This window comes from Xanthomonas sacchari, from assembly GCF_024266585.1.
Classification (GTDB): domain Bacteria; phylum Pseudomonadota; class Gammaproteobacteria; order Xanthomonadales; family Xanthomonadaceae; genus Xanthomonas_A; species Xanthomonas_A sacchari_C.
In genome coordinates this window covers 248,808-268,627 of the sequence record NZ_CP100647.1, presented here as the reverse complement: position 1 = coordinate 268,627, position 19,820 = coordinate 248,808, and the positions used below count along the sequence as shown (strand labels likewise).

Genomic DNA, 19,820 nt, shown 5'->3' with positions numbered 1-19,820 from the left:
CTAACTCCGTTATCCAGCAATGAAACCGCCAACCGCCTGCTGCGCAAGTTCCTGCCCAAGGGCGCGGACCTGTCATTGGTCAGCCAGACCATGCTCAACGACATCGCCCGCCTACTCAACGGCAAGCCGCATCAGACACTGGGGTGGAAGACCCCCGACGAAGCGTTGTGCCATAACTGCGCCGTGTGAGGGATAACACCTGGATTAAGCGGCGCCGCGAAGCGGCGTCGGCTTGAATGTATTGTTAGGCGGCAATGTCTTTGAATTGCACACCTGCCACGTCCATCAGCGACTTTAGAACAATGCCACAACTGATATCTGTATCAAGCAAATGCTCTGTCACTTGTGTGTACGCATCGGGAGAATCATTCAAGCTGATTTCGCGGAGTTGAGAGATTGAAAGTCGTGTTTTTAGAGATGCTTCCAGAATATCTGGATTTAAGCTCCAGCCCGCAAGTCTTGAAAGCTCGGTGAGGGATTCATCAAGATTCAGTAGGTACTTCTGCATTGTTTGGTCGCCATTATAGAGATGGTATATCTCTTTCCTCGTGGCCTCGCTCAACGCAATAGGTTTGCCGCCCGATCCCAAGTATTCTTTCGCGATTTGCCCAAAGCGGTCCTTTCCGAAGTGCGCCCAGCACGTGCTGATCCAGTGATTGTGAAATGCGGCGACATGGTGCTGCGTAACACTGAGTAAGGCGAGTACCGCCGATCTCTTCGACTTATTCTCAAGATAGAGATTTACTATCAATATTCCGAGTGCTAAAGATAGTAAGTTTCCAGCCAGTCCTGACAGGAATCCGGCCGTGGTTGTATTGGTGACCCGGTAGGCGACAACGAGAGCAGCAACACCAAAGATAGCTGCTATGGCAGCAAAACGCTTTTTCATCTCAAAACTCCACTGAATGTATGGTTGCCGCCTAATGCCTGAATTAAGCCGCACCGCGAAGCGGCGTCGGCTTGAATAAACTGTTAGCCCTCTGGCGACGTAGCCAGATAGCCAAAATGGAAACCGGCAACATCAGATAGCTTGATACGACACGATACATAACCGGTACCTGGGATGGGAGGCTGCCCGGGAGAGAAGTATTGCGCATCGCGAAGATGGATGTATCGGCGCTTTCCGTCGTCGTCTGGCTTAGATGCATCGTCAGGTTCTTCATTCTCTTCCTCCTGCTTGGCTCCGATCTCTTTTATCCAAGCGGTCACAGGATTGATCTCAATGAACTTCTCTTTGCTGATGATATGCCCGGACACTAAGAAACCGCCAACAATGAGCGTAACAGCAGACTCGATTGGATTCTCATCATACTCCGAGAACTTTACGAATAGCTCAAGAATTCCGTCGCGCATGTCTTTCCTCCTGAGCACTAACTACTCTTGGACCACCTAAACGCGGCGTAAATAAAATCGTGGTCAGAGTGCATTTTTAGAAAAGCGAAAACGGCGTATAAACCATTCAACTTCGACGGCTTCACTCAACTTATATCTTTGCCATTAACCTCTTTGATTAGAAATCAAGGTTTATGTCGGCGGTATTGATTGTTGGTACTCGAGCTACGGTAGCTCCCCCCCTTATGCGAAGAACCATGGCCCGACGCGTAATGCCCGCCATGACTGGTCGTGTGGTGTGAACCAGACGCACGCACACGTGCATCCACAGATGTGGCGGCCAGGCAGATGGCAAAGCCGGCCAGCGCCGCGATGATCGAGACTTTGGTAAACATCGATTTCCCCTTAGAAAATGTTGCGTCCTGTGTGGCGTCCCAGCTTTCCCATTGCAGACTGACGCACTGCACCGCGCATCCCCGCAGGCGCAACCGTCCAATCAGGTCCGATGGAAGTCCGTTCTCCCCACAGACGATCCTGTTCTAGCACGGCGTCACACTTTATGGGGAGACAAATGCAGCTGTCGGCCAGGAGCATTCCAAGGCGAAGGCGCCTGCTCCCCAAGGACGCGTCGTTGACGTGAGTCCCGATCAACTCAGGGCACGTCCCCCGCGTTGTTACGCTGGGTCAGTTCGGCCACTTCGCCCGCGGTGACGATGCGCACTCGGCCTCCCTTGGCACTCTCGCCACCAGCCACCACCAGCCGCGCCAGCGCCGTCTTCGGCTCCAAATCCCGCGGCGCCTCCAACGCAGGAAACGCCGCCCGCGCCATTTCCCGACCCCGCGCATCCTCCAACACCACAAACCCCGCCGGCGCATCCACGTGCCCCAGGCTATGCACGGTCACCTCGATGGCATCACCTATCACCCGCACATCCCCACGCCCGATCCCCAAATCCGGCCGCTGCTCGACCGGCACCGCGGCAGGCGCAACCAGTTCGAGTTCCATCACCACCGTCTTGCCGGCCGAGAACTCCACCTCCACCGCTCCGCTCTTCTCGAACGCGAACTCGCGGGTGGCAGCCTTGCCATCGATCTTCCCATCGCCATCGCGATCCACGCCCACACGCATGCGCCATTGCCCGGCGGTGACATTCCACCCTGTCATCTGCGCCCGCTGCACCTTGCCGCTGGTGTTGTAGCCAATGACGGTAAAGCGATCCTGCCGCGGCTTCGGCAACAGTAGGGCCACCTGCACCGCGCCTTCCGGGTCGGCGAAGCGCCAGCTGACGGTGTGGCCGGGGTAGGTCTGGTTGCGCTTGAGGGCGACGCCGCCGAGGCGGGCGCGCTGCAGGTTCACGGTGGGCGATTCGACGCGGTCGCTCCACCAGTGGCCATCGGTGTTCATGTAGAAGGTCTGCAGTTTGTCGCGGGTCTCGGCGCGGTACAGGGTTTCCAGCCAGCGCGGGTCGCCGGTCTGTTCCCAGGCGACGTGGTGGGCGAAGTCCGGGGTGGCGTCGGGGTCGGCGTCGGCTGCCGCCTTGACCAGGCTGGCGCCCCAGCTGTCGCGCTTGTCGAGCACGTCGAGGAAGTTTTCGTTGAGCATGGACAGGCCGCCAGGGCCGGCCTTGGCGACGCGGTAGTCGATGGCCTTGAGGTAGCGCGCATCGCCGGTCCAGCGGTACGCCGCCCAGAAGGTATGCAGGGTGTCAGGGCCGCCGCTGCCGTCGAACAGGCTGCCGCCGCGGGTCTTGCCGGTGGCCCAGTTGATCTCGTTGGGCAGCGCCCACTGGCCCTTGGCGTCGGTGTAGGCGTGGGCCAGGTAGCCGTCGGCCAGGCCGGTGACGATGCGGCGGCTGTTGGGGTCGGCGTTGTAGCCGCCCAGCAGCAGCGCCGGGTGCAGGATCGGGAACGAATAGGGTTTTTGCCACTGCCAGTTCGGTTCGCGGTAGACCTTGCGCCCGCCGAACCAGTTGCTGGCGAACAGCAGGTGGCCCTGCGGGTTGACCTGGATGATGCGGTCGAACGCCTTCACCGTGGGCATCAGCCGCTCCACCGTCAGCGGGTCGCCCCAGTTGAGGTAGAGCATGGCGCTGTTGATGTTGATGCCCTCCTCGTAGGAATGCAGTTCGTCGGTCTCGATGGTGGAGAGGCCGTCGGTGAACATGCCGTTGCGGTAGTTGGCGTCGGACAGGGCGGTGAGCGAAGCGTTGAGCTTGTCCGGGTCCACGCCCATCAGGGCGACGCCGGGCCATTGCTGGGTAAGGTCGGAATCGTCGGAGATGCCGCCGCCGAAATCGCCGTAGTCGACCTGGCGTTCGTCGATCCACCAGTTGATGTAGCGGCGCGTGGCCTTCAGGTCTTCCAACTGCCAGAACGCCCAGCCCGGCACGCCCTTGGGCGGCTGCGGCAGTTGCACCGGCAGCGGGCCCTGGTTGCCGTAGCTGATGTCGGCCCAGTATTGGCGGCCCAGCGCGTTGTCCGGGTCCACCCGCAGCAGGTCGTGGATGTCGGCATCCAGGCGCGCGTACAGGCGCTGGCGCTTGGAGGTGGTGTGTTCCTCGACCAGGAAGCCCCAGTTGTCCTTGACCTGGTTGAAGCGGTCGGCGATGTGTTCGGCCTTGGCCTGTTCGCGCGGCTTGAACAGCAGGCGGAGTTGCGCGCCATCCAGCGCGCGCGCGTCGAAGCCGGGCGCGGCCGAGGCGATGCTGAGCATCAGGCTGTCGTCGCCGAGGATGCGGTCGCGCAGGTCCAGCCACAGCGTGCGTGCCTGTCCCGGCACGACCGAGACCGACACGTCGAGCATGTCGCGGCCCGGCCAGATGGGGTCCTTGACGCGGATGTTGAGCGGGATCAGGCCGTTGTGCGTGGCCGGCAGCTGCAGCGCCGGCAGGTCGATGGCGATGCCGTCCAGGCCGTCGTGCATGTTCTCCCAGCCGTACGACCAACTGCGCATCAGCGGCTGCGCGGCCGGCGCATCGCCGAGATTGGACGGAATGAGCACGTGCACGATGGGCAGCGGCGGCACCGCGGTCTTGTCGTCGGCACGCTTGCGCGACGGCGCCTTGCTCGGCAGCGCGACCACGATGCTGCGCTCGTCCGGCGGGTAGCGCCCGGCGATGTAGGCGCGCAATGCGGCGAGGTTGGCGTAGTCCGGGGCGATGTCGCTGCGCACGGTGTAGCGCAGCGTGGCGCTTGGGTTGGCCGGCTCGGCGCCGGCGCCGACGTCGTAGGCCCAGATCTCCTGGATCGGGGTTTCCTGGGCGACGTTGCTGAAACGCAGGTGGCCGCCGCGGCGGCGTTCGAACTGATCGACACTGCGCACGGTGCCCTGGGCGCGGGAGAACAACGGCGAAGGCGTGGCGCCATCGGCGGCATAGGTGGCCTGGCCGTAGGCGGCGCCGCGCAGTTCGATGCGGTTGAACGGTTCGTCGGGCAGGGCCAGGTCCAGCGCCTTGCCGCCTTCGACGTAGACGTTCCAGTCAGGCAGCTGGAAGTAGTCGTTGCGGCCGGGCAGGCGCGAGCGGTTGTAGACGCCGGGCCAGGTGGTCTCGGCGATGCCGTCGGTCGCCTTCCACATCCATTCCTTCAGGTCCTTGGCATCGGCGAGCTCGACCTTGCGGATGCGCGTGGACGGCGCGTCCAGCGCCGGCGGGGCGCGGCCGTGGTCCCAGCCGAAGCGATGCAGCCAGGCGTTGCGCGCGGCGCTGTCGGGCACGGCCTCGGCGCTGCGCGGTTCCTGTTGCCGGGCCAGCGCGGCGACGCCGGCGGCATCGAGCATGCGGTCGTAGACGCGGATCTCGTCGACGTCGCTGCCGCGCAGGAAGTTGTAGCGGCTCTGCACCTGGTGCGGCGCCAGCACGCGTGCGGCCAGGCCGAGCTGGTCCAGCGCGGCGTCGAAGTCGAGCGAGCCGCCGTCGGCGCAGGCCTGCGTGCAGTCCACGCGTGCGGCTTCCTTGCCGTCCACGTACAGGCGCACGCCGCGGGTCTCGTCCCAGGCGAAGGCCAGGTGGGTCCAGGCGCTGGGCGCGGGGTTCTTGTCGAGCGTGAAGGAGACGCGGGTGCGCGCCAGGTTGGCGTCGGTGACGAAGGCATCGAAGCCGTGGCCGTTCCAGTCGATACGCAGCCACGCCATGTCCCAGCTGGTGTGGTCGGCGTAGCCGACGCGGAAGATCACGAACGGCGCTTCGCCCACCGGGGTGCGCGAACGCCAGAAGAACGACAGTGTGCCGCGTTGGGTGTAGACGTTGCCCGGGGCGTTCCAGGACAGCACGCCGTCGTCGGCCCATTCGATCGCCTGCCCGGACACGCCGGTGGGCACCAGGGCGATCTTGTCGCGGAAGTTGGGCTGCGGGTCGCCGTGGGCGACGTCGGCGTCCAGGCCTTTGTCGGCGGAGACGCGGAAGAGGAGTTCGGGGGTGGCGGCTGTGGCGATCGCTGGCAAGGCGAGGGAGCACAGCAGGATGACGCGGTGTGCAATGCGGCGCGTGCACTGCGTGTTGGAGGCGTATGAAGTAACGCCTTGCCTTGTCGACGTGTGTCGGTGCAGCGCGTCGCGGCTAAAGCCGCTCCCACAGTGCAGTACCGCACATGTGGGACCGGCTTTAGCCGCGACGCGCGGTGCCCGCACATTCGATGACGCGCGTACGAAGTCGATGGCTGTCAGGCATCGCATCGCATGTGCCCCCAGGCGCTGCCATCCCCAGACACCCATTGCGGCCAAACCACGCGCAGCGCGCATGGCGCTGCGGCACATTGCCTGTTTCATCTCGCTCCTTTGCGATCGGCGCGCACCATGCAGCGCGCGGCGATCTCCCTCCCCGACCCGCGAGTATGCGGGCAGCGCGGGGTTGCCGATGCCGCAGCGCGGCAACGGCGAACGCACGCCTCAGAACTTGTAGCGCACCCCGATCGCGTACTGGCGGCCGGTCTCGCTGTAGGTCAGCGGCAGTTGCGCGCCGCCCGCGCTGGTCTGCACCCACTCGTAGTACGGCACGTTGGTCAGGTTCTGCCCTTCCAGGCTGATGTCGATCTTCTCGTCGATCTTGTAGGTCAGCTTGGCGTCGACGACATTGGTGCCGCGCATGCCGTGCATGTCGAAGCCGGTCTCGGTGGCCGGCACCTGGGTCAGGTAGCCGTCGCGGTGGGTCAGCGACACGCGGCCGCTGAAGCGCTCGCCTTCGTAGAACAGCGTGGCGTTGTACGCATTCTTCGACAGGCCGGTGAGGTCGGTGTTGAACGACAGCGCGCCGCTGCCGGTGACGTACTGGATCTTCGACTGCACGTAGGTGTAGTTGAGCTGGGTGCCGAAGTTGGCCCACTTGCCCGGCAGGAAGCTGAAGGGCTGGATGTAGTTGAACTCGGCGCCCTTCAACTTGCCGCCCGGCGTGTTGAGCGGCACGCTGAAGACGAAGTCGTCGCTGGCCGCCGCGCCGGTGCCGTCGAGCAGGCTGACCGGCAGGCCGCTGCTGGAGTACGGGGCGATGGTGCGCGTGGTCTGCACGAAGCTGTCGATGTCCTTGTAGAACAGCGCCAGGCCCAGCATCGCGCCTTCCTGCAGGTACCACTCGAAGCCGAGGTCGGCGGTCTTGGCGCGGATCGGATCCAGGTTCGGGTTGCCGCCGCTGACCGTGCGCGCGCCGCCGGCCACCGCGACCGTCACGCCCGGGGTCAGGCTGCCCAGGCCCGGCCGCGTCATCACCTTGGCGGCGCCGAAGCGGATCAGGAAGTCCGGGGTGATCTCGGCGACCAGGTTCAGCGACGGCAGGGTGTCGCTGTAGTCGCGCTCGACCGTGGTGTTGATCAGGTTCGCGCCGACCAGGGCGTAGCCGGTGGAGGACTGGTTGGTCTTCACGTAGCGCACGCCGATGTTGCCGGAGAACGGGATCGCGCCGATGTCGAAGGCGAAGTCGCCCATCAACCAGGCGCCGCGGTCCTTCTCTTCCACGCTGCGGGTGTTGACCGCGCGCTCGGCCAACGCCCAGGTGCCGTTGCCGCTGTAGATGTCCAGCGCATCGGCAATGCCGTTGAGGTCGGGCACGGCCCAGTTCGACGGCGTGCCCTCGATGCCCTTCAGCCCGGCCAGCGCGACCAGGTCGGTGGGCACGATGCGGTTGCCGGTGGCGAAGGCCGGCACGCTGGTCTCGGAGGCGCGGCGGAACTCCTTGGTGTCGAAGCCGTAGTTCTTGGCCAGCACGCCGCCCTTGAGGGTGAAGTTCGGGCCCAGGTTCCACTCGAAGTTCAGCGAGCCGGTGTCGAAGTCGTTGTTGGCCGACTGCGGGCGCATGCGCACTTCGGCCAGGGTCCAGCCGGTGGCGGCGGTCGGGTCGATGCCGTAGTTGAACACCGGCGAGGTGTAGCTGTTGCGGTAGTCGTAGCTGTAGCCGGCGACGTTGTTCTTGTCCATGATCACCGTGGTCTGGATCGGGTTCCGGTGCTTGGAACTGGAGGTGCCGATCTCGCCGGTGATCTTGAAGGTGTCGCTGAAACGGTGCTCGCCGCTCAGGGTGAGCTGCTTGAAGACCGTGTTCCACTCGTCGTGGCGGTTCTCCGAGCGGATGTCGACGTTGTCGAAGCGGCCGTACAGCAGCGCGCCGGAGGCCGGATCGACGTAGCCGTCGCGCACGATCATCTCCGGCTTGCCGTTCTGCGAGCGACCGCGGCTGAAGCTGATCGCCTCGATGTAGTGCTCGTCGCGCTTGGCGTCGATCTTCGAGTACAGCCCGTCCAGCGAGAACTCGGTATTGTCGCTGGGCTTCCACTGCAGCGAGCCGGTCACGCCCAGGCGGTTCTGCTTGTGCTCCATCTGCGTGTAGCGCGGGATGCGCGGGCTAAACACGTTGGCGCTGTTGGCCGCGGCGAACGGCGAGGTGGGGCTGTAGCCGTTGTTGCTGGGGCCGTTGGCCCAGCGCGTGGTGCCGCTGCCCTCTTCCAGCACCTGGCGCTCGGAATAGGCCACCGACATCAGCGCGCCGAAGGTGCCGTCGGCCCAGGTGTTGGCGACCAGCGCGGCGATGCGCGGATCGGCCTTCTCCGACATGCCGTTGTAGGTGGCCTGGCCGTTGGCGGCGAAGGTGAAGCCGTCGTAGTCGAACGGCCGCGCGGTGCGCAGGTCGACCGTGGCGCCCAGCGAGCCTTCCTCGACGTCGGCCGAGGCGGTCTTGCGCACCACCATCTGGGTGAACAGGTCCGAGGCGAACACGTTGAAGTCGAAGCCGCGGCCGCGGTTGGTGCCGCCGCTCTGGTCGCTGGCGCCGACCGTGGTCAGCGCCTCCATGCCGTTGATGCGCACGCGGGTGAAGTCCGGGCCGAGGCCGCGCACGGAGATGTTGCGGCCTTCGCCGGCGTCGCGGGTGATGACCACGCCGGGGATGCGCTGCAGCGACTCGGCCAGGTTGGTGTCGGGGAACTTGCCCACGTCCTCGGCGACGATGGCGTCGACCATGCCCTTCTCGGCGCGCTTGATGTCCAGCGCCTTCTCCACGCTGGCGCGGTAGCCGGTGACGACGACGGTATCGAGCTCGGTGGTGGCATCGGCGGAGGCCGTGGCCGGCGCCTGCGCCGGGGCTTCCTGCGCCTGCAGGGCGCCGGCCTGCAGGGCCAGGCCGATCGACAGCGCGAGCAAGGTAACCGGTGTCTTCCGGCGTTCGGTACGTGATTGCATGTCCTCCCCTCCCAAGGGTTACATGACGGCGTGGAACTGCGGGCGTTGTCGCGAATGACACCGCTAGTCAAAAACAACGTTAACAGTTGCGAAACATCGCGGCATCTTGCAGCGCAACAGAGTACCCACTCGCCGAATGGTCTTTTTTGTCAATGACATAGCGCAGGATCGCGACCGCGGACAGTGGCGAAAGGCCTGGCTGCGCACAAAAATGACACCGATGGTCAGTTCATCTGGCCGACACGCGCGTTTCACGGCATGCTTGGCGTCCCTTCGGCCGCCCGGACCCGCCCCGCCATGACCGCTTCCCGCTTCGTCTGCTTCGGCGAACTGTTGCTGCGCCTGGGCGCGCCCGGCCACGAACGGCTGCTGCAGACGCCGCGGCTGGAGGTGCAGGTGGGCGGCGCCGAGGCCAACGTCGGCGTGGCGCTGGCGCATTTCGGCCATGCCGTCTCCGTGGTCAGCGTGCTGCCGGACAACCCGCTGGGCCAGGCCGCGGCCGGCGAACTGCGGCGGCATGGCGTGGACACCGGCGGCATCCGCTTCGTGCCCGGGCGCATGGGCCTGTATTTCCTCAGCACCGGCGCCGGGCACCGGCCCAGCGAAGTCACCTACGACCGCGCCGGCTCGGCCTTCGCGCAGGATGCCGGCGACCGCCACGACTGGCCGACGCTGCTGCAAGGCGCGCAGTGGCTGCACCTGTCCGGGGTGACCCCGGCGCTGGGCGAGCCCGGCGCGGCGGCGGCGCTGGCCGCGGCGCAGGCGGCGCGCGCGGCCGGGGTGCGGGTGTCGTTCGACGGCAACTACCGTCCCAAGCTGTGGGAGGCCTGGCACGGCGACGCGCCGGGCATCCTGCGACAGCTGCTGGCCCAGGCGGACGTGCTGTTCGCCGACCACCGCGACCTGGAGGTGGTGCTGGGCCACCGCTATCCGCAGGACAGCGTGCAGGCGCGGGTGGAGGCCGGCGCGCGCGACGCCTTTGCCGCCTTCCCGCAGCTGCAGGCGATGGCCTGCACCCAGCGCGTGGCGCACAGCGTGGACCGGCACAGCCTGGGCGCGATGCTGCTGCGCCGCGCCGGCGGCGTCGCGCACGCGCCGGCCGAGGAGCTGAGCGGCATCGTCGACCGCATCGGCGGCGGCGACGCCTTCGCCGCCGGCGTGCTGCACGGGTTGAGCCAGGGGTGGGACGACACCGCCACGATCCGCTTCGGCCTGGCCGCCGGCTGCCTCAAGCACTCGCTGCCCGGCGACGTGCTGGCGCTGAGCGAGGCCGAGGTGCAGGCTTGCGTGGGGGCGACGCGGTTCGATGTGAGGCGGTGAAAAGCCGGGATTGGGGAATGGGGATTGGGGAATCGTAAAGGCGCTGGCGCTGCGGGTTTCGCGGCGCGGGGCAGCGCTGCGATATGGAACCGACTCATTTCCCGACGCGGGTTTGGTCAACGCACGCATTGCCGCTTCGCTTGTCGCGGGTGAAGCCCGCTCCTACATGGGAAGCCGCCGCACGGATGGCTGGGCTCTCTGTGGGAGGGACTTCAGTCCCGACGCGATTTCGGTCAACGCACGCATCGCTGCTTCGCTTGTCACGGCTAAAGCCGCTCCTACGGAGAAAGCTGCCGCGGGATGGCTGGGGTACTTGTGGGAGGGACTTCAGTCCCGACCCGGTTCGGTCAACGCGCGCATTGCCGCTTCGCCTGTCGCGGCTGAAGCCCTCGCCTACAGGGGAAGCCGCCGCACGGATGGCTGGGGTCTTTGTGGGAGGGACTTCAGTCCCGACGCGGTCTCGGCCAACGCACGCATCGCCGCTTCGCTTGTTGCGGGTGAAGCCGCTCCTACGAGAGCGTGCGCTGCACCTGTAGAAGCGGCTTCACCCGCGACCGGCAGGCGAGCGCTATGGCACACATGCCGCTGCTTCGGTGGTGCGGGTAGCGCCGCTAATCCACTGTACGGCCTTGGTCTGCCTCAACTGCACAGCCCTCGCCTGCCATCGCTTCGGCCACCACCAGAAAAGAAAACGGCCGACATCGCTGCCGGCCGCATCTTCTGTGCGGGATCAACACGACTCCCGAATCCCCGCCCCTCAGAGCTCCACGCAATCGAAGGTCACGTCCGGATCGACGTCGGCGTCGTAGTCCACGTCCTGGCGTTCGAAGCCGAACAGCTTGAGGAACTCGTGCTTGTAGCCGGCGTAGTCGGTGAGCTGGAACAGGTTCTCGGTGGTCACCTGCGGCCACAGCGCCTTGCAGGCGTCCTGCACGTCGTCGCGCAGTTCCCAGTCGTCCAGGCGCAGGCGGTTCTCGTCGTCGGTGGCCGCCGGCTGGCCGTCCTCGCGGTACAGGCGCTCGCGGAACAGGCGGTCGGCCTGTTCGATGGTGCCTTCGTGCAGGCCCTTTTCCTTCATGATCTTGTAGACCATGGAGATGTACAGCGGCATCACCGGGATCGCGGCGCTGGCCTGGGTCACCACCGATTTCAGCACCGCTACGTTGGCCGTGCCGCCCTGCGGCTGCAGGCGCGCGTGCAGGCGCTGCGCGGTCTGGTCGAGGTCGACCTTGGCCTTGCCCAGCGCGCCGTGCCAGTAGATCGGCCAGGTGATCTCGGTGCCGATGTAGCTGAAGGCGACGGTGCGCGCGCCCGGGGCGAGCACGCCGGCGGCGTCCAGCGCATCGATCCACAGCTCCCAGTCCTGCCCGCCCATCACGGTGACGGTGTCGGCGATCTCCTGCTCGGTGGCCGGCTCGATCGAGGCTTCGATGATGGTGTCCTTGTTGGTGTCGATCGCGGTGGCGGTGTAGGTCTGGCCGATCGGCTTGAGCGCCGAACGCTTCACTTCGCCGGTGCTCGGCAGCTTGCGCACCGGCGAGGCCAGCGAATACACCACCAGGTCGACCTGGCCGCCCATGTCCTGCTTGATCAGCTCGATCACCTTCTCGCGCGCCTGGTCGGAGAACGCGTCGCCGTTGATCGACTTGCTGTACAGGCCGGCAGCCTTGGCCTGCTTGTCGAAGGCGGCGGCGTTGTACCAACCGGCGGTGCCGGCCTTCTTGTCGCTGCCGGGCTTTTCGAAGAACACGCCGAGGGTGGCGGCGCCGAAGCCGAACGCGGCGGTGATGCGCGAGGCCAGGCCGTAGCCGCTGGACGCGCCGATCACCAGCACATTCTTCGGGCCATCGTGGCGCACGCCGCGCGCGCGCGTGGCGGCGATCTGCTCGAGCACGTTGCGCTCGCAGCCGAGCGGGTGCGTGGTGGTGCAGATGAAACCGCGGACTTTCGGATGGATGATCAACGTGAATTCCTCGTCGGCACAATGCCCGCGGCATCTTAATGTCTGCGGCGGGCATGCAGAAGTCCCGGCGGCAGCACACGGCAGGGTATGGAGCGTGTTTTGGGGGTAAGCGCGCGCGTTGGGGTGGCGTCGCGTCGCGACTGAAGTCGCTCCCACAAAGGGCGGCGTCGCGGTGGCGGATGCTGTGCTGGCGGGAGGGGGAAGAGCGCTGATCGGCGAGCCGTGTACCGCGACGTCGGTTGTCGCGGCTGAAGCCGCTCCTACGGTATGGGGACGGTGCCGCCGGTAAGACGGTGCCGCCATGTCGGATGGAGGCAGTGTGGGAGGGACTTCAGTCCCGACGCGCTGTCGGTGATGGAGCGTGGTGTGGGGGTAAGCGCGCGCGTTCGGGGGTGTCGCGTCGCGACTGAAGTCGCTCCCACAAAAGGCGGCATCGCGGTGGCGGATGCTGTGCTGGCGGGAGAGGGAAGAGCGCTGATCGGCGAGCCGTGTACCGCGACGTCGGCTGTCGCGGCTGAAGCCGCTCCTACGATATGGGACGGTGCCGCCGGTAGGACGGTGCCGCCATGTCGGATGGAGACAGTGTGGGAGGGACTTCAGTCCCGACGCGCTGACGGTGGATGTCTCAGCGAGATCGCCTGCGGGCGCATCAGATGATGCGCAAGGTGATCGCCTTGAGCACGGCGCGGGTGCGGTCGCGGGTGCCGAGCTTGTCGAGGATGGTGGAGACGTAGTTCTTCACCGTGCCCTCGGCCAGGAACACGCTGCGCGCGATCTCCTTGTTGGAGTAGCCGCCGGCGAGCAGGCGCAGGATCGCTACTTCGCGTTCGTTGAAGGTGTCGCGCGGGGCGTCCTCGTCGCGGTAGCGGTAGCGCGCGCGCACCGGGTCGGTGCTGACCGGCTGCAGCAGGGTCTCGCCGGCGGCCACGCGCGCGATCGCTTCGCGCAGGTCCTCCGGCGCGGCGTCCTTCAGCAGGAAGCCCTGCGCGCCGGCGGCGGTGGCGCGCAGCAGCAGGTCGGACTCGTCGAAGGTGGTGAGCAGCAGCACCGGCGTGCGGTCGCCGCGCGCGCGCAGCTGCTGCAACGCCTGGATGCCGTCCATGCCCGGCATGCGGATGTCGCTGAGCACCACGTCCACCGGCGTCGCCGCCACCGCGTCGAGCAAGGCCTGGCCGTCGTCGGCCTCGCAGGCGACGGCGATGCCCTGGGTCTGCAGCAGCGCGCGCAGGCCGGCACGCACCAACACCTGGTCGTCGGCCAGGGCGATCCGCAGCGCGCTCACAGCGGCAGCCTCGCGCTCAGCTGCATCCCGCCGTGCGGCGTGCGGCCCAGTTCCAGGCGCCCGTGCAGCGCCGCCAGGCGTTCGCGCATGCCGGCGATGCCATTGCCTTCGCGGATGCGCTCGGCGCGGTGGCCGTCGTCCTCGATATCCAGGCACAGCTGCTGCCGGTCCTGGCCCAGGCGTACCCGCACGTGCGCGGCATCGGCATGCCGCGCGGCGTTGGTCAGCGCTTCCTGCACCAGCCGCAGCAGGGTCTCGGCCAGGTGCGGATCGGTGATGCGCAGCGCCGGGTCGATCTGCACCTGCAACTGCGGCCGCGGGAACGGCGCGGCCAGGGCGCACAGCGCCGTCTCCAGGTCCACGCCACGTTCGTCGCGCAGCGACTGCACCACCGCGCGGATGTCGGCCAGCAGCTCGCCGGACAGCCGCTCCACCGTCGCCACCTCGGCGCGTGGCGCCAGCGCCGGATCGGCCAGCAGCAGGCGCAACTGGATGCGCATGGCGGTGAGCTTGTGCCCGGCCACGTCGTGCAGTTCGCGCGCCAGGCGCAGGCGCTCGGCATCGCGGGTGCTGTCGGCGAGCAGCGCGCGGGTGGCCAGCAGGTCGGCGTTGACCCGCGCCAGCGCCTCGCGCGCCAGCTCGGCGGTGCGCGCGTAGTGCGCGCTCAGGCCGGCGAAGGCATGGAAGCCGGCGTAGATCAGCGTGGTCAGCAGCGGGTGCCGGATCCCGGCGGCGGACAGCGCCAGGAACGTGCCCAGGTTGGCCAGCACGGCCAACAGCAGCACCTGCCGCGGCGGCCATTGCAGCGCCACCTGCGCGACCACCACCACCAGCAACACCGGCGCGGTGCCGACCTGCGGCTCCAGCCAGACCAGGGCCATCGCCGCGACGGCTTCGAGCCACAGCGCGGCATCGCGCCAGCGCGCGGGCAGATAGTGCGCGCCTAGCAGCGGCAGCAGGAACAGCGTCGCCGCGATCCAGCGCCAAGCCGCCTGGGCATGCGGCGCGAACTGGAACGACCACAGCACCGTGGCCACGGTCAGCAGCCCGGCCAGGCGCTTGGGCTCGATCAGGTCGCGCAGGAATCGGTTCATGCGGCCGATGCTGACCGCCGGCCAACCCCGCGGCAATGGGGCGGGCAAAGAAAGTGACTTCCGGCAGGCCGACGCGGTGACCAGCGGCCACTGCCGCGCCACCACGATGGCGGCACACTGCGTCCATGCCCTGCTGCGTCACCGCCGATCGGCGCGCAGGATGGGCCCGGTTCATCCGCCCTGCCACGCAATGCGGCGTACATGCCGCCACGAGGACGTCGCCATGCCCCTGACCCTGCACCATCCGGATCTGCTGTTCCTGCTGCTCGGCCTGGGCTGGGGCGCCTACGAACTGTTACTCAGCCACCGCCGCCGCGCCGCCGACGGCGGCGCCCGCGACCAGGGCACGCTGCGCCTGCTGTGGCGCGTGCTGTACGCCGCGGTGGCGCTGGGCGTGCTGCTGTCGATGCTCGGCGTGTGGCGCTATGCGCCGCACCTGCGCGAACCGCTGCGCTGGCTCGCCTGTGCACTGCTGGCCGGCGGGCTGGCGCTACGGCTGTGGTCGATCCGCGTGCTGGCGCGCTGGTTCACCGTTGACGTGACCATCCAGGAAGGCCACCGCCTGGTCCGCCACGGGCCGTACCGCTATCTGCGGCACCCCTCCTACACCGGCGCGCTGCTGGCGTTCTACGGGCTGGCGCTGGGCATGGGCAACGTGCTGTCGCTGCTGGTGATCGTGCTGCCGGTGACCTGGGCGTTCCTGCGCCGCATCCGCGTCGAGGAGGCGATGCTGACCCAGGCCTTCCCCGAGGAGTACCCGGACTACGCCGCGCACAGCTGGCGGCTGTTGCCGTGGGTGTGGTGAGTCCGCGCTGCTGCCGCCTACCTTTATTGGTATTACCAATAATCGCAAGCATCGCATTGCAGTGATTGACGTCGCCCGAGTTCAGGCGCCTAATGCCGCTGCATCGCTTCCCTCTCCGCGAAATTGGTATGACCAAACGTTCCATCGCCGCCAGCGCGCCGGCGGCCGCCGAGCCCCCTGCCCGGCTCAGCGACCGGGTCGCCGCCCAACTGCGCACGCTGATCGCGCAACGCGGCCTGGCGGTCGACGCGCGCCTGCCCGCCGAGCGCACCCTGGCCGCGGAACTGGGTGTCTCCCGCCCGGTGCTGCGCGAAGCCATCGCCCAACTCGCCAGCCAGGGGCTGCTGCGCGCGCGCGCGGGCGGCGGCACCTACGTGCAACGGCCACCGACCCCGGAGGACCAGGTGGTGGCGCCGCTGCAGCCGTTCCTGCCGCTGCTGCACGCCGACCCGGAATACCGCTTCGACGTGCTGGAGGCCCGCCACGCCCTGGAAGGCGCCACCGCCTGGCACGCGGCGCTGCGCGCCACCGACGAGGACCGCGCGCGCATCGACGCGGCATTCGAGGCGCTGCTGCAGACCCATGCGCAGGCCGATGCGGCGGCCCAGGCGCACGCCGACGCCGATTTCCACCTGGCGATCGCCGAAGCCACCCACAACCGCGTGCTGCTGCAGGTGATGCGCGGCCTGTTCGACCTGCTGCAGGCCAACATCTCGCAGAGCCGGCAGCAGCTGTTCGCCTCGCCGCGCATCTTCGCCGCCCTGCACGCCCAGCACCGCGCGCTGCGCGACGCGATCCTGGCCGGCGACCCCGAGCGCGCCCGCGCCGCCGCGCACGCCCACCTGGAATTCGTGCACAGCGCGCTGCGCACCCTCGACGAGGACGATGCGCGCCGCGCCCGCGCCTCGCGCCTGCCCTCCTCTCCCTGACCGGCCTGCCCCGCATGATCATTTCCGCTTCCACCGACTACCGTGCCGCCGCGCAGCGCCGGCTGCCGCCGTTCCTGTTCCACTACATCGACGGCGGCGCCTATGCCGAGCACACCCTGCGCCACAACGTGTCCGACCTGAGCGACATCGCCCTGCGCCAACGCGTGCTGCGCGACGACATGTCGGCGCTGGACCTGCGCACCGAGCTGTTCGGCGAACCCCTGGCGTTGCCGGTGGCGCTGGGGCCGGTGGGCCTGACCGGCATGTACGCGCGCCGCGGCGAGGTGCAGGCGGCGAAGGCGGCGGCGGCCAAGGGCGTGCCGTTCACCCTGTCCACGGTGTCGGTGTGCCCGATCGAGGAAGTGGCGCCGGCGATCGACCGGCCGATGTGGTTCCAGCTCTATGTGCTGCGCGACCGCGGCTTCATGCGCAATGCACTGGAGCGGGCCAAGGCGGCCGGCGTCACCACCCTGGTGTTCACCGTGGACATGCCGGTGCCCGGCGCGCGCTACCGCGACGCGCACTCGGGCATGAGCGGCCCCAATGCGCCGCTGCGGCGCATGCTGCAGGCCGTCACCCACCCGCGCTGGGCCTGGGACGTGGGCCTGCGCGGGCGCCCGCACGACCTGGGCAACATCTCCACCTACCGCGGCCATCCCACCGGACTGGCCGACTACATCGGCTGGCTCGGCGCCAACTTCGACCCGTCGATCACCTGGAAGGACCTGGAATGGATCCGCGAATTCTGGTCCGGGCCGATGGTGATCAAGGGCATCCTCGACCCGGCCGACGCGCGCGATGCGGTGCGCTTCGGCGCCGACGGCATCGTCGTTTCCAACCACGGCGGGCGCCAGCTCGACGGCGTGCTGTCCAGCGCGCGGGCGCTGCCGGCGATCGCCGATGCGGTGAAGGGCGAGCTGAAGATCCTGGCCGACTCCGGCGTGCGCAACGGCCTGGACGTGGTGCGCATGCTGGCGCTGGGCGCCGACGCGGTGCTGCTCGGCCGCGCCTTCGTCTACGCGCTGGCCGCGGCCGGCCAGGCCGGGGTGGAGCATCTGCTGACCCTGATCGAGAAGGAGATGCAGGTGGCCATGACCCTGACCGGCGCCAAGTCGATCGCGGCGATCTCGCGCGATTCGCTGGCGCAGGTGACGCGCGAGGCGATGCTCTCGGCGTAGGCCGCCGCTCTTCCTGAGCGGCGCGGCGCTGGCGTGTGCGGGTGGCAAGCGCGCGCAAGGAAGTAGGCGACCATCCACGCCCTGGCTGTGACGCGACGGTGTCGAAGACGGGGCCATAGGCGCGCAACCATGGCTCCCGGGATTGGCATCGGCCCATTCACCGCCGATGCCGCACGGCGTGGCCCCGACGTCGCGTCAGGCGCCGCGCAACGCCACGGCAGCGGCGCGGCGGGCGAACACGACACGGCTGCCTGGGACAAGACGACGCACCCGGGCGCCGCCGTGACCCGCCTGCCCTACCCCGCCTTGCGCCGCGCCGGCGCCTTGCGCGCGGCCGGCTTGGCCTTGGTCGCCGCCGGCTTCGCGCGCGTGGCCTTCTTCGCCTTGCCGGCCGCCGGCTTGGCCGGCTTGGACGCCTTCTTCGCGGTCTTGCGCACCGGCACGCTGGCGTCCTGCCTGGCCGGCGTGCGCTTCTTGGCATCCAGGCTCTTCTGCAACAGCGACATGAAGTCGACCACGTTGGTGGCGGCGTCCTCGCGCTGCGGCGCCTCGGCGTCCTCGTCGACCTGGGTGGTGCCCTCCTGCGCCTCGATCCGCTTCTGGATCACCGCATGCAGGCGCTCGCGGAACTCGTCGTGGTAGGCACCGGGATCCCAGCGCCCGGACATCGAGTCGATCAGCTGCGCCGCCATCTCGGTTTCCTTGGCGCTGATCCGATAATCGGTGGCCTTGCCGCTGGGCAGCGTGTAGTCGTCCAGCTCCACCAGTTCCTGCGGATAGCGCAGCAGGATCAGCACCAGCGCGTCCTGCAGCGGCATCACCGCGGACAGATACTCGCGGGTGCGGATCACCACCCGCGCGATGCCGACCTTGCCGGTGTTGCGCAGGGTTTCGCGCAGCAGCACGTAGCCCTTCTCGGCCTTCTTGCCCGGCACCAGCACGTAGGGCTTCTCGAAGTAGCGCAGGTCGATCTCGGCGGCGTCGACGAAAGCCTCCACTTCCACCGTCTCGTGGCTTTCCGGCGCGGCCGAGGCGATGTCCTGCTGCTCGACCACCACGTAGTTGCCCTTGCTGTATTCGTAGGCCTTGACGATGTCCTTCCACGGCACTTCCTCGCCGGTGTCGGCATTGACCCGCTCGAAGCGGATCGGGCGCTTGTCGCGCGCGTCGAGCATGCGGAAGTGCAGGTCGATCCGGCGTTCGCCGGACATCAGCGACACCGGCACGTTGAGCAGGCCGAAGGACAGCGTGCCGGTCCAGATCGGGCGCGGCATCAGTGCGGCTCCGCGCCGGTCGCCTGCGCCGGCAAGTGGTCCAGTGCCTGCCAGGCGTCCTCGACCACCTGCCGCGCCTGATCCCAGTCCAGCCGCGAGTCGCCGCGCACCAGGTCCCAGTGCGCGGCCAGCTCGCCATCGGTCTCGGCCTGCGGCCCGCGCGGCCAGCCGCTGGCATGGGTCTGCAGGGCGAAGGCGTAGGCCGGGCACAGGTCGCGCCACGGCGTGCGATGGCGGGCACGGCGCTGGCGGTAGTCGGCCAGGCTGTAGCGGCGGTAGTCCGGCGCATCGTGCGGGCGCGGCGCGGCGCCGCGGCGATGAGGCGGCGGGACGCTAGGCAACGGATCCAGATGGGCGTTGAACAGCAGCGGGTCGGGGCGGTCGCTGGGGCGCATGGCAAGGCTCCGGGCGGCAACGGCGGCGGGGGGATCGGCAGCAGTAGCGCCGGGGCCGTTAGCGATGCGTGACCGCGCCGTGCAGGGTGCGCGATTCGCAGTGGCTTCACCGCTGCGGGGGTGAACTGGACCTCCGCCGTACTTCCCTGGAGGAACCGGACATGTCCACGCCCACCGATCCGCTGCGCCGCGCGGCGCCCATCCCCGGCGAACAACGCGGCAAGCGCGAGACGCAGCGCAACGAAGACCGCGGCGCCGGCGACCGCCCCGAGACCATCGTCGAGCAGGAACCGCGCACCGGCGAAAACCGTCCTGCCCCGCAGGACACGCCGGCGCATTCCACCCCCGACACCGCGCACGCGCGGCACGCCGACGCCAACCAGGACGAAGCGCTGGAAGAAACCTTCCCCGCCAGCGACCCGGTCTCGCCGTTCGTGCCGGCGAAGCCGCCAAAGTGAGGCGACGCTATCGCCGCTGCGCGAAACACCTCCCCTGCCCTAGGAGCGGCTTCAGCCGCGACCGCGTCGCCAGCGGGGCCACCCGTCGCGGCTGAAGCCGCTGCTGCGGCTGCATGCAGCCACCTGCGTC

General features: G+C 68.0%; 15 protein-coding genes and 1 pseudogene. 6 read left to right on the top strand and 10 right to left on the bottom strand.

The window, feature by feature from the left end; translation table 11 throughout:
* Nucleotides 1-15: 15 nt before the first annotated feature.
* Nucleotides 16-189, top strand: a pseudogene (locus tag NKJ47_RS01040) (IS30 family transposase); the annotation flags it as partial.
* A 55-nt stretch (nt 190-244) separates the two neighbouring features.
* On the opposite strand, the gene NKJ47_RS01035 reads toward NKJ47_RS01040, so the two are convergent.
* From NKJ47_RS01035 to NKJ47_RS01015, 5 genes are all read right to left on the bottom strand, one after another.
* The gene (locus NKJ47_RS01035; protein WP_254459735.1) at nt 245-889 is read right to left on the bottom strand and encodes a hypothetical protein; all 645 of its coding nucleotides are present in this window, start codon (nt 887-889) and stop codon (nt 245-247) included.
* 83 nt (nt 890-972) lie between these two features.
* A complete protein-coding gene (locus NKJ47_RS01030; RefSeq protein ID WP_254459734.1) occupies nt 973-1,353 on the bottom strand; it encodes a hypothetical protein in 381 nt (126 codons plus the stop codon).
* A gap of 164 nt (nt 1,354-1,517) precedes the next feature.
* Nucleotides 1,518-1,727 (bottom strand): hypothetical protein, encoded by a 210-nt coding sequence (locus tag NKJ47_RS01025; protein ID WP_429002472.1) that lies wholly within the window; start codon nt 1,725-1,727, stop codon nt 1,518-1,520.
* A gap of 257 nt (nt 1,728-1,984) precedes the next feature.
* Nucleotides 1,985-5,773 (bottom strand): LamG domain-containing protein, encoded by a 3,789-nt coding sequence (locus NKJ47_RS01020; protein ID WP_254459733.1) that lies wholly within the window; start codon nt 5,771-5,773, stop codon nt 1,985-1,987.
* Between the two features lie 444 nt (nt 5,774-6,217).
* Complete coding sequence (locus NKJ47_RS01015; RefSeq protein WP_254459732.1) at nt 6,218-8,992, bottom strand: TonB-dependent receptor; 2,775 nt, start codon at nt 8,990-8,992, stop codon at nt 6,218-6,220.
* A 297-nt stretch (nt 8,993-9,289) separates the two neighbouring features.
* Between NKJ47_RS01015 and NKJ47_RS01010 the strand changes: the two genes are divergently transcribed.
* Entirely contained in the window at nt 9,290-10,312 is a 1,023-nt protein-coding gene (locus NKJ47_RS01010; protein WP_254459731.1) for a sugar kinase, read from the top strand.
* A 757-nt stretch (nt 10,313-11,069) separates the two neighbouring features.
* On the opposite strand, the gene fabV is transcribed toward NKJ47_RS01010, so the two are convergent.
* From fabV to NKJ47_RS00995, 3 genes are all read right to left on the bottom strand, one after another.
* Entirely contained in the window at nt 11,070-12,275 is a 1,206-nt protein-coding gene (gene fabV / locus NKJ47_RS01005; RefSeq protein WP_254459730.1) for an enoyl-ACP reductase FabV, read from the bottom strand.
* Between the two features lie 649 nt (nt 12,276-12,924).
* Nucleotides 12,925-13,557 (bottom strand): response regulator transcription factor, encoded by a 633-nt coding sequence (locus NKJ47_RS01000; RefSeq protein WP_254459729.1) that lies wholly within the window; start codon nt 13,555-13,557, stop codon nt 12,925-12,927.
* The gene (locus NKJ47_RS00995) at nt 13,554-14,651 is read right to left on the bottom strand and encodes a sensor histidine kinase (protein WP_254459728.1); all 1,098 of its coding nucleotides are present in this window, start codon (nt 14,649-14,651) and stop codon (nt 13,554-13,556) included. Before NKJ47_RS00995 ends, NKJ47_RS01000 begins: the two co-directional genes overlap by 4 nt.
* Nucleotides 14,652-14,874: 223 nt before the next feature.
* On the opposite strand from NKJ47_RS00995, the gene NKJ47_RS00990 reads away from it, so the two are divergent.
* The 3 genes from NKJ47_RS00990 to lldD all read left to right on the top strand — a co-directional run bounded on the left by NKJ47_RS00990 (nt 14,875) and on the right by lldD (nt 17,563).
* Complete coding sequence (locus tag NKJ47_RS00990) at nt 14,875-15,456, top strand: methyltransferase family protein (RefSeq protein WP_254459727.1); 582 nt, start codon at nt 14,875-14,877, stop codon at nt 15,454-15,456.
* A gap of 128 nt (nt 15,457-15,584) precedes the next feature.
* Complete coding sequence (gene lldR / locus NKJ47_RS00985; protein WP_254459726.1) at nt 15,585-16,385, top strand: transcriptional regulator LldR; 801 nt, start codon at nt 15,585-15,587, stop codon at nt 16,383-16,385.
* 14 nt (nt 16,386-16,399) lie between these two features.
* A complete protein-coding gene (gene lldD / locus NKJ47_RS00980) occupies nt 16,400-17,563 on the top strand; it encodes an FMN-dependent L-lactate dehydrogenase LldD (RefSeq protein ID WP_254459725.1) in 1,164 nt (387 codons plus the stop codon).
* Nucleotides 17,564-17,859: 296 nt separating this feature from the next.
* Here the strand turns inward: lldD and NKJ47_RS00975 are convergent, their stop codons facing one another.
* Together NKJ47_RS00975 and NKJ47_RS00970 are read right to left on the bottom strand one after the other, a co-directional pair.
* Nucleotides 17,860-18,837 carry a Ku protein gene (locus tag NKJ47_RS00975; protein WP_254459724.1) on the bottom strand — a complete coding sequence of 326 codons (978 nt, stop codon included), beginning with the start codon at nt 18,835-18,837 and terminating at the stop codon, nt 17,860-17,862.
* A complete protein-coding gene (locus NKJ47_RS00970) occupies nt 18,837-19,232 on the bottom strand; it encodes a hypothetical protein (RefSeq protein WP_254459723.1) in 396 nt (131 codons plus the stop codon). The genes NKJ47_RS00975 and NKJ47_RS00970 overlap by 1 nt, the downstream gene beginning before the upstream one ends.
* Nucleotides 19,233-19,393: 161 nt before the next feature.
* Between NKJ47_RS00970 and NKJ47_RS00965 the strand changes: the two genes are divergently transcribed.
* Nucleotides 19,394-19,690, top strand: coding sequence for a hypothetical protein (locus tag NKJ47_RS00965; RefSeq protein ID WP_254459722.1), 297 nt, complete (start codon nt 19,394-19,396; stop codon nt 19,688-19,690).
* Nucleotides 19,691-19,820 lie beyond the last annotated feature (130 nt).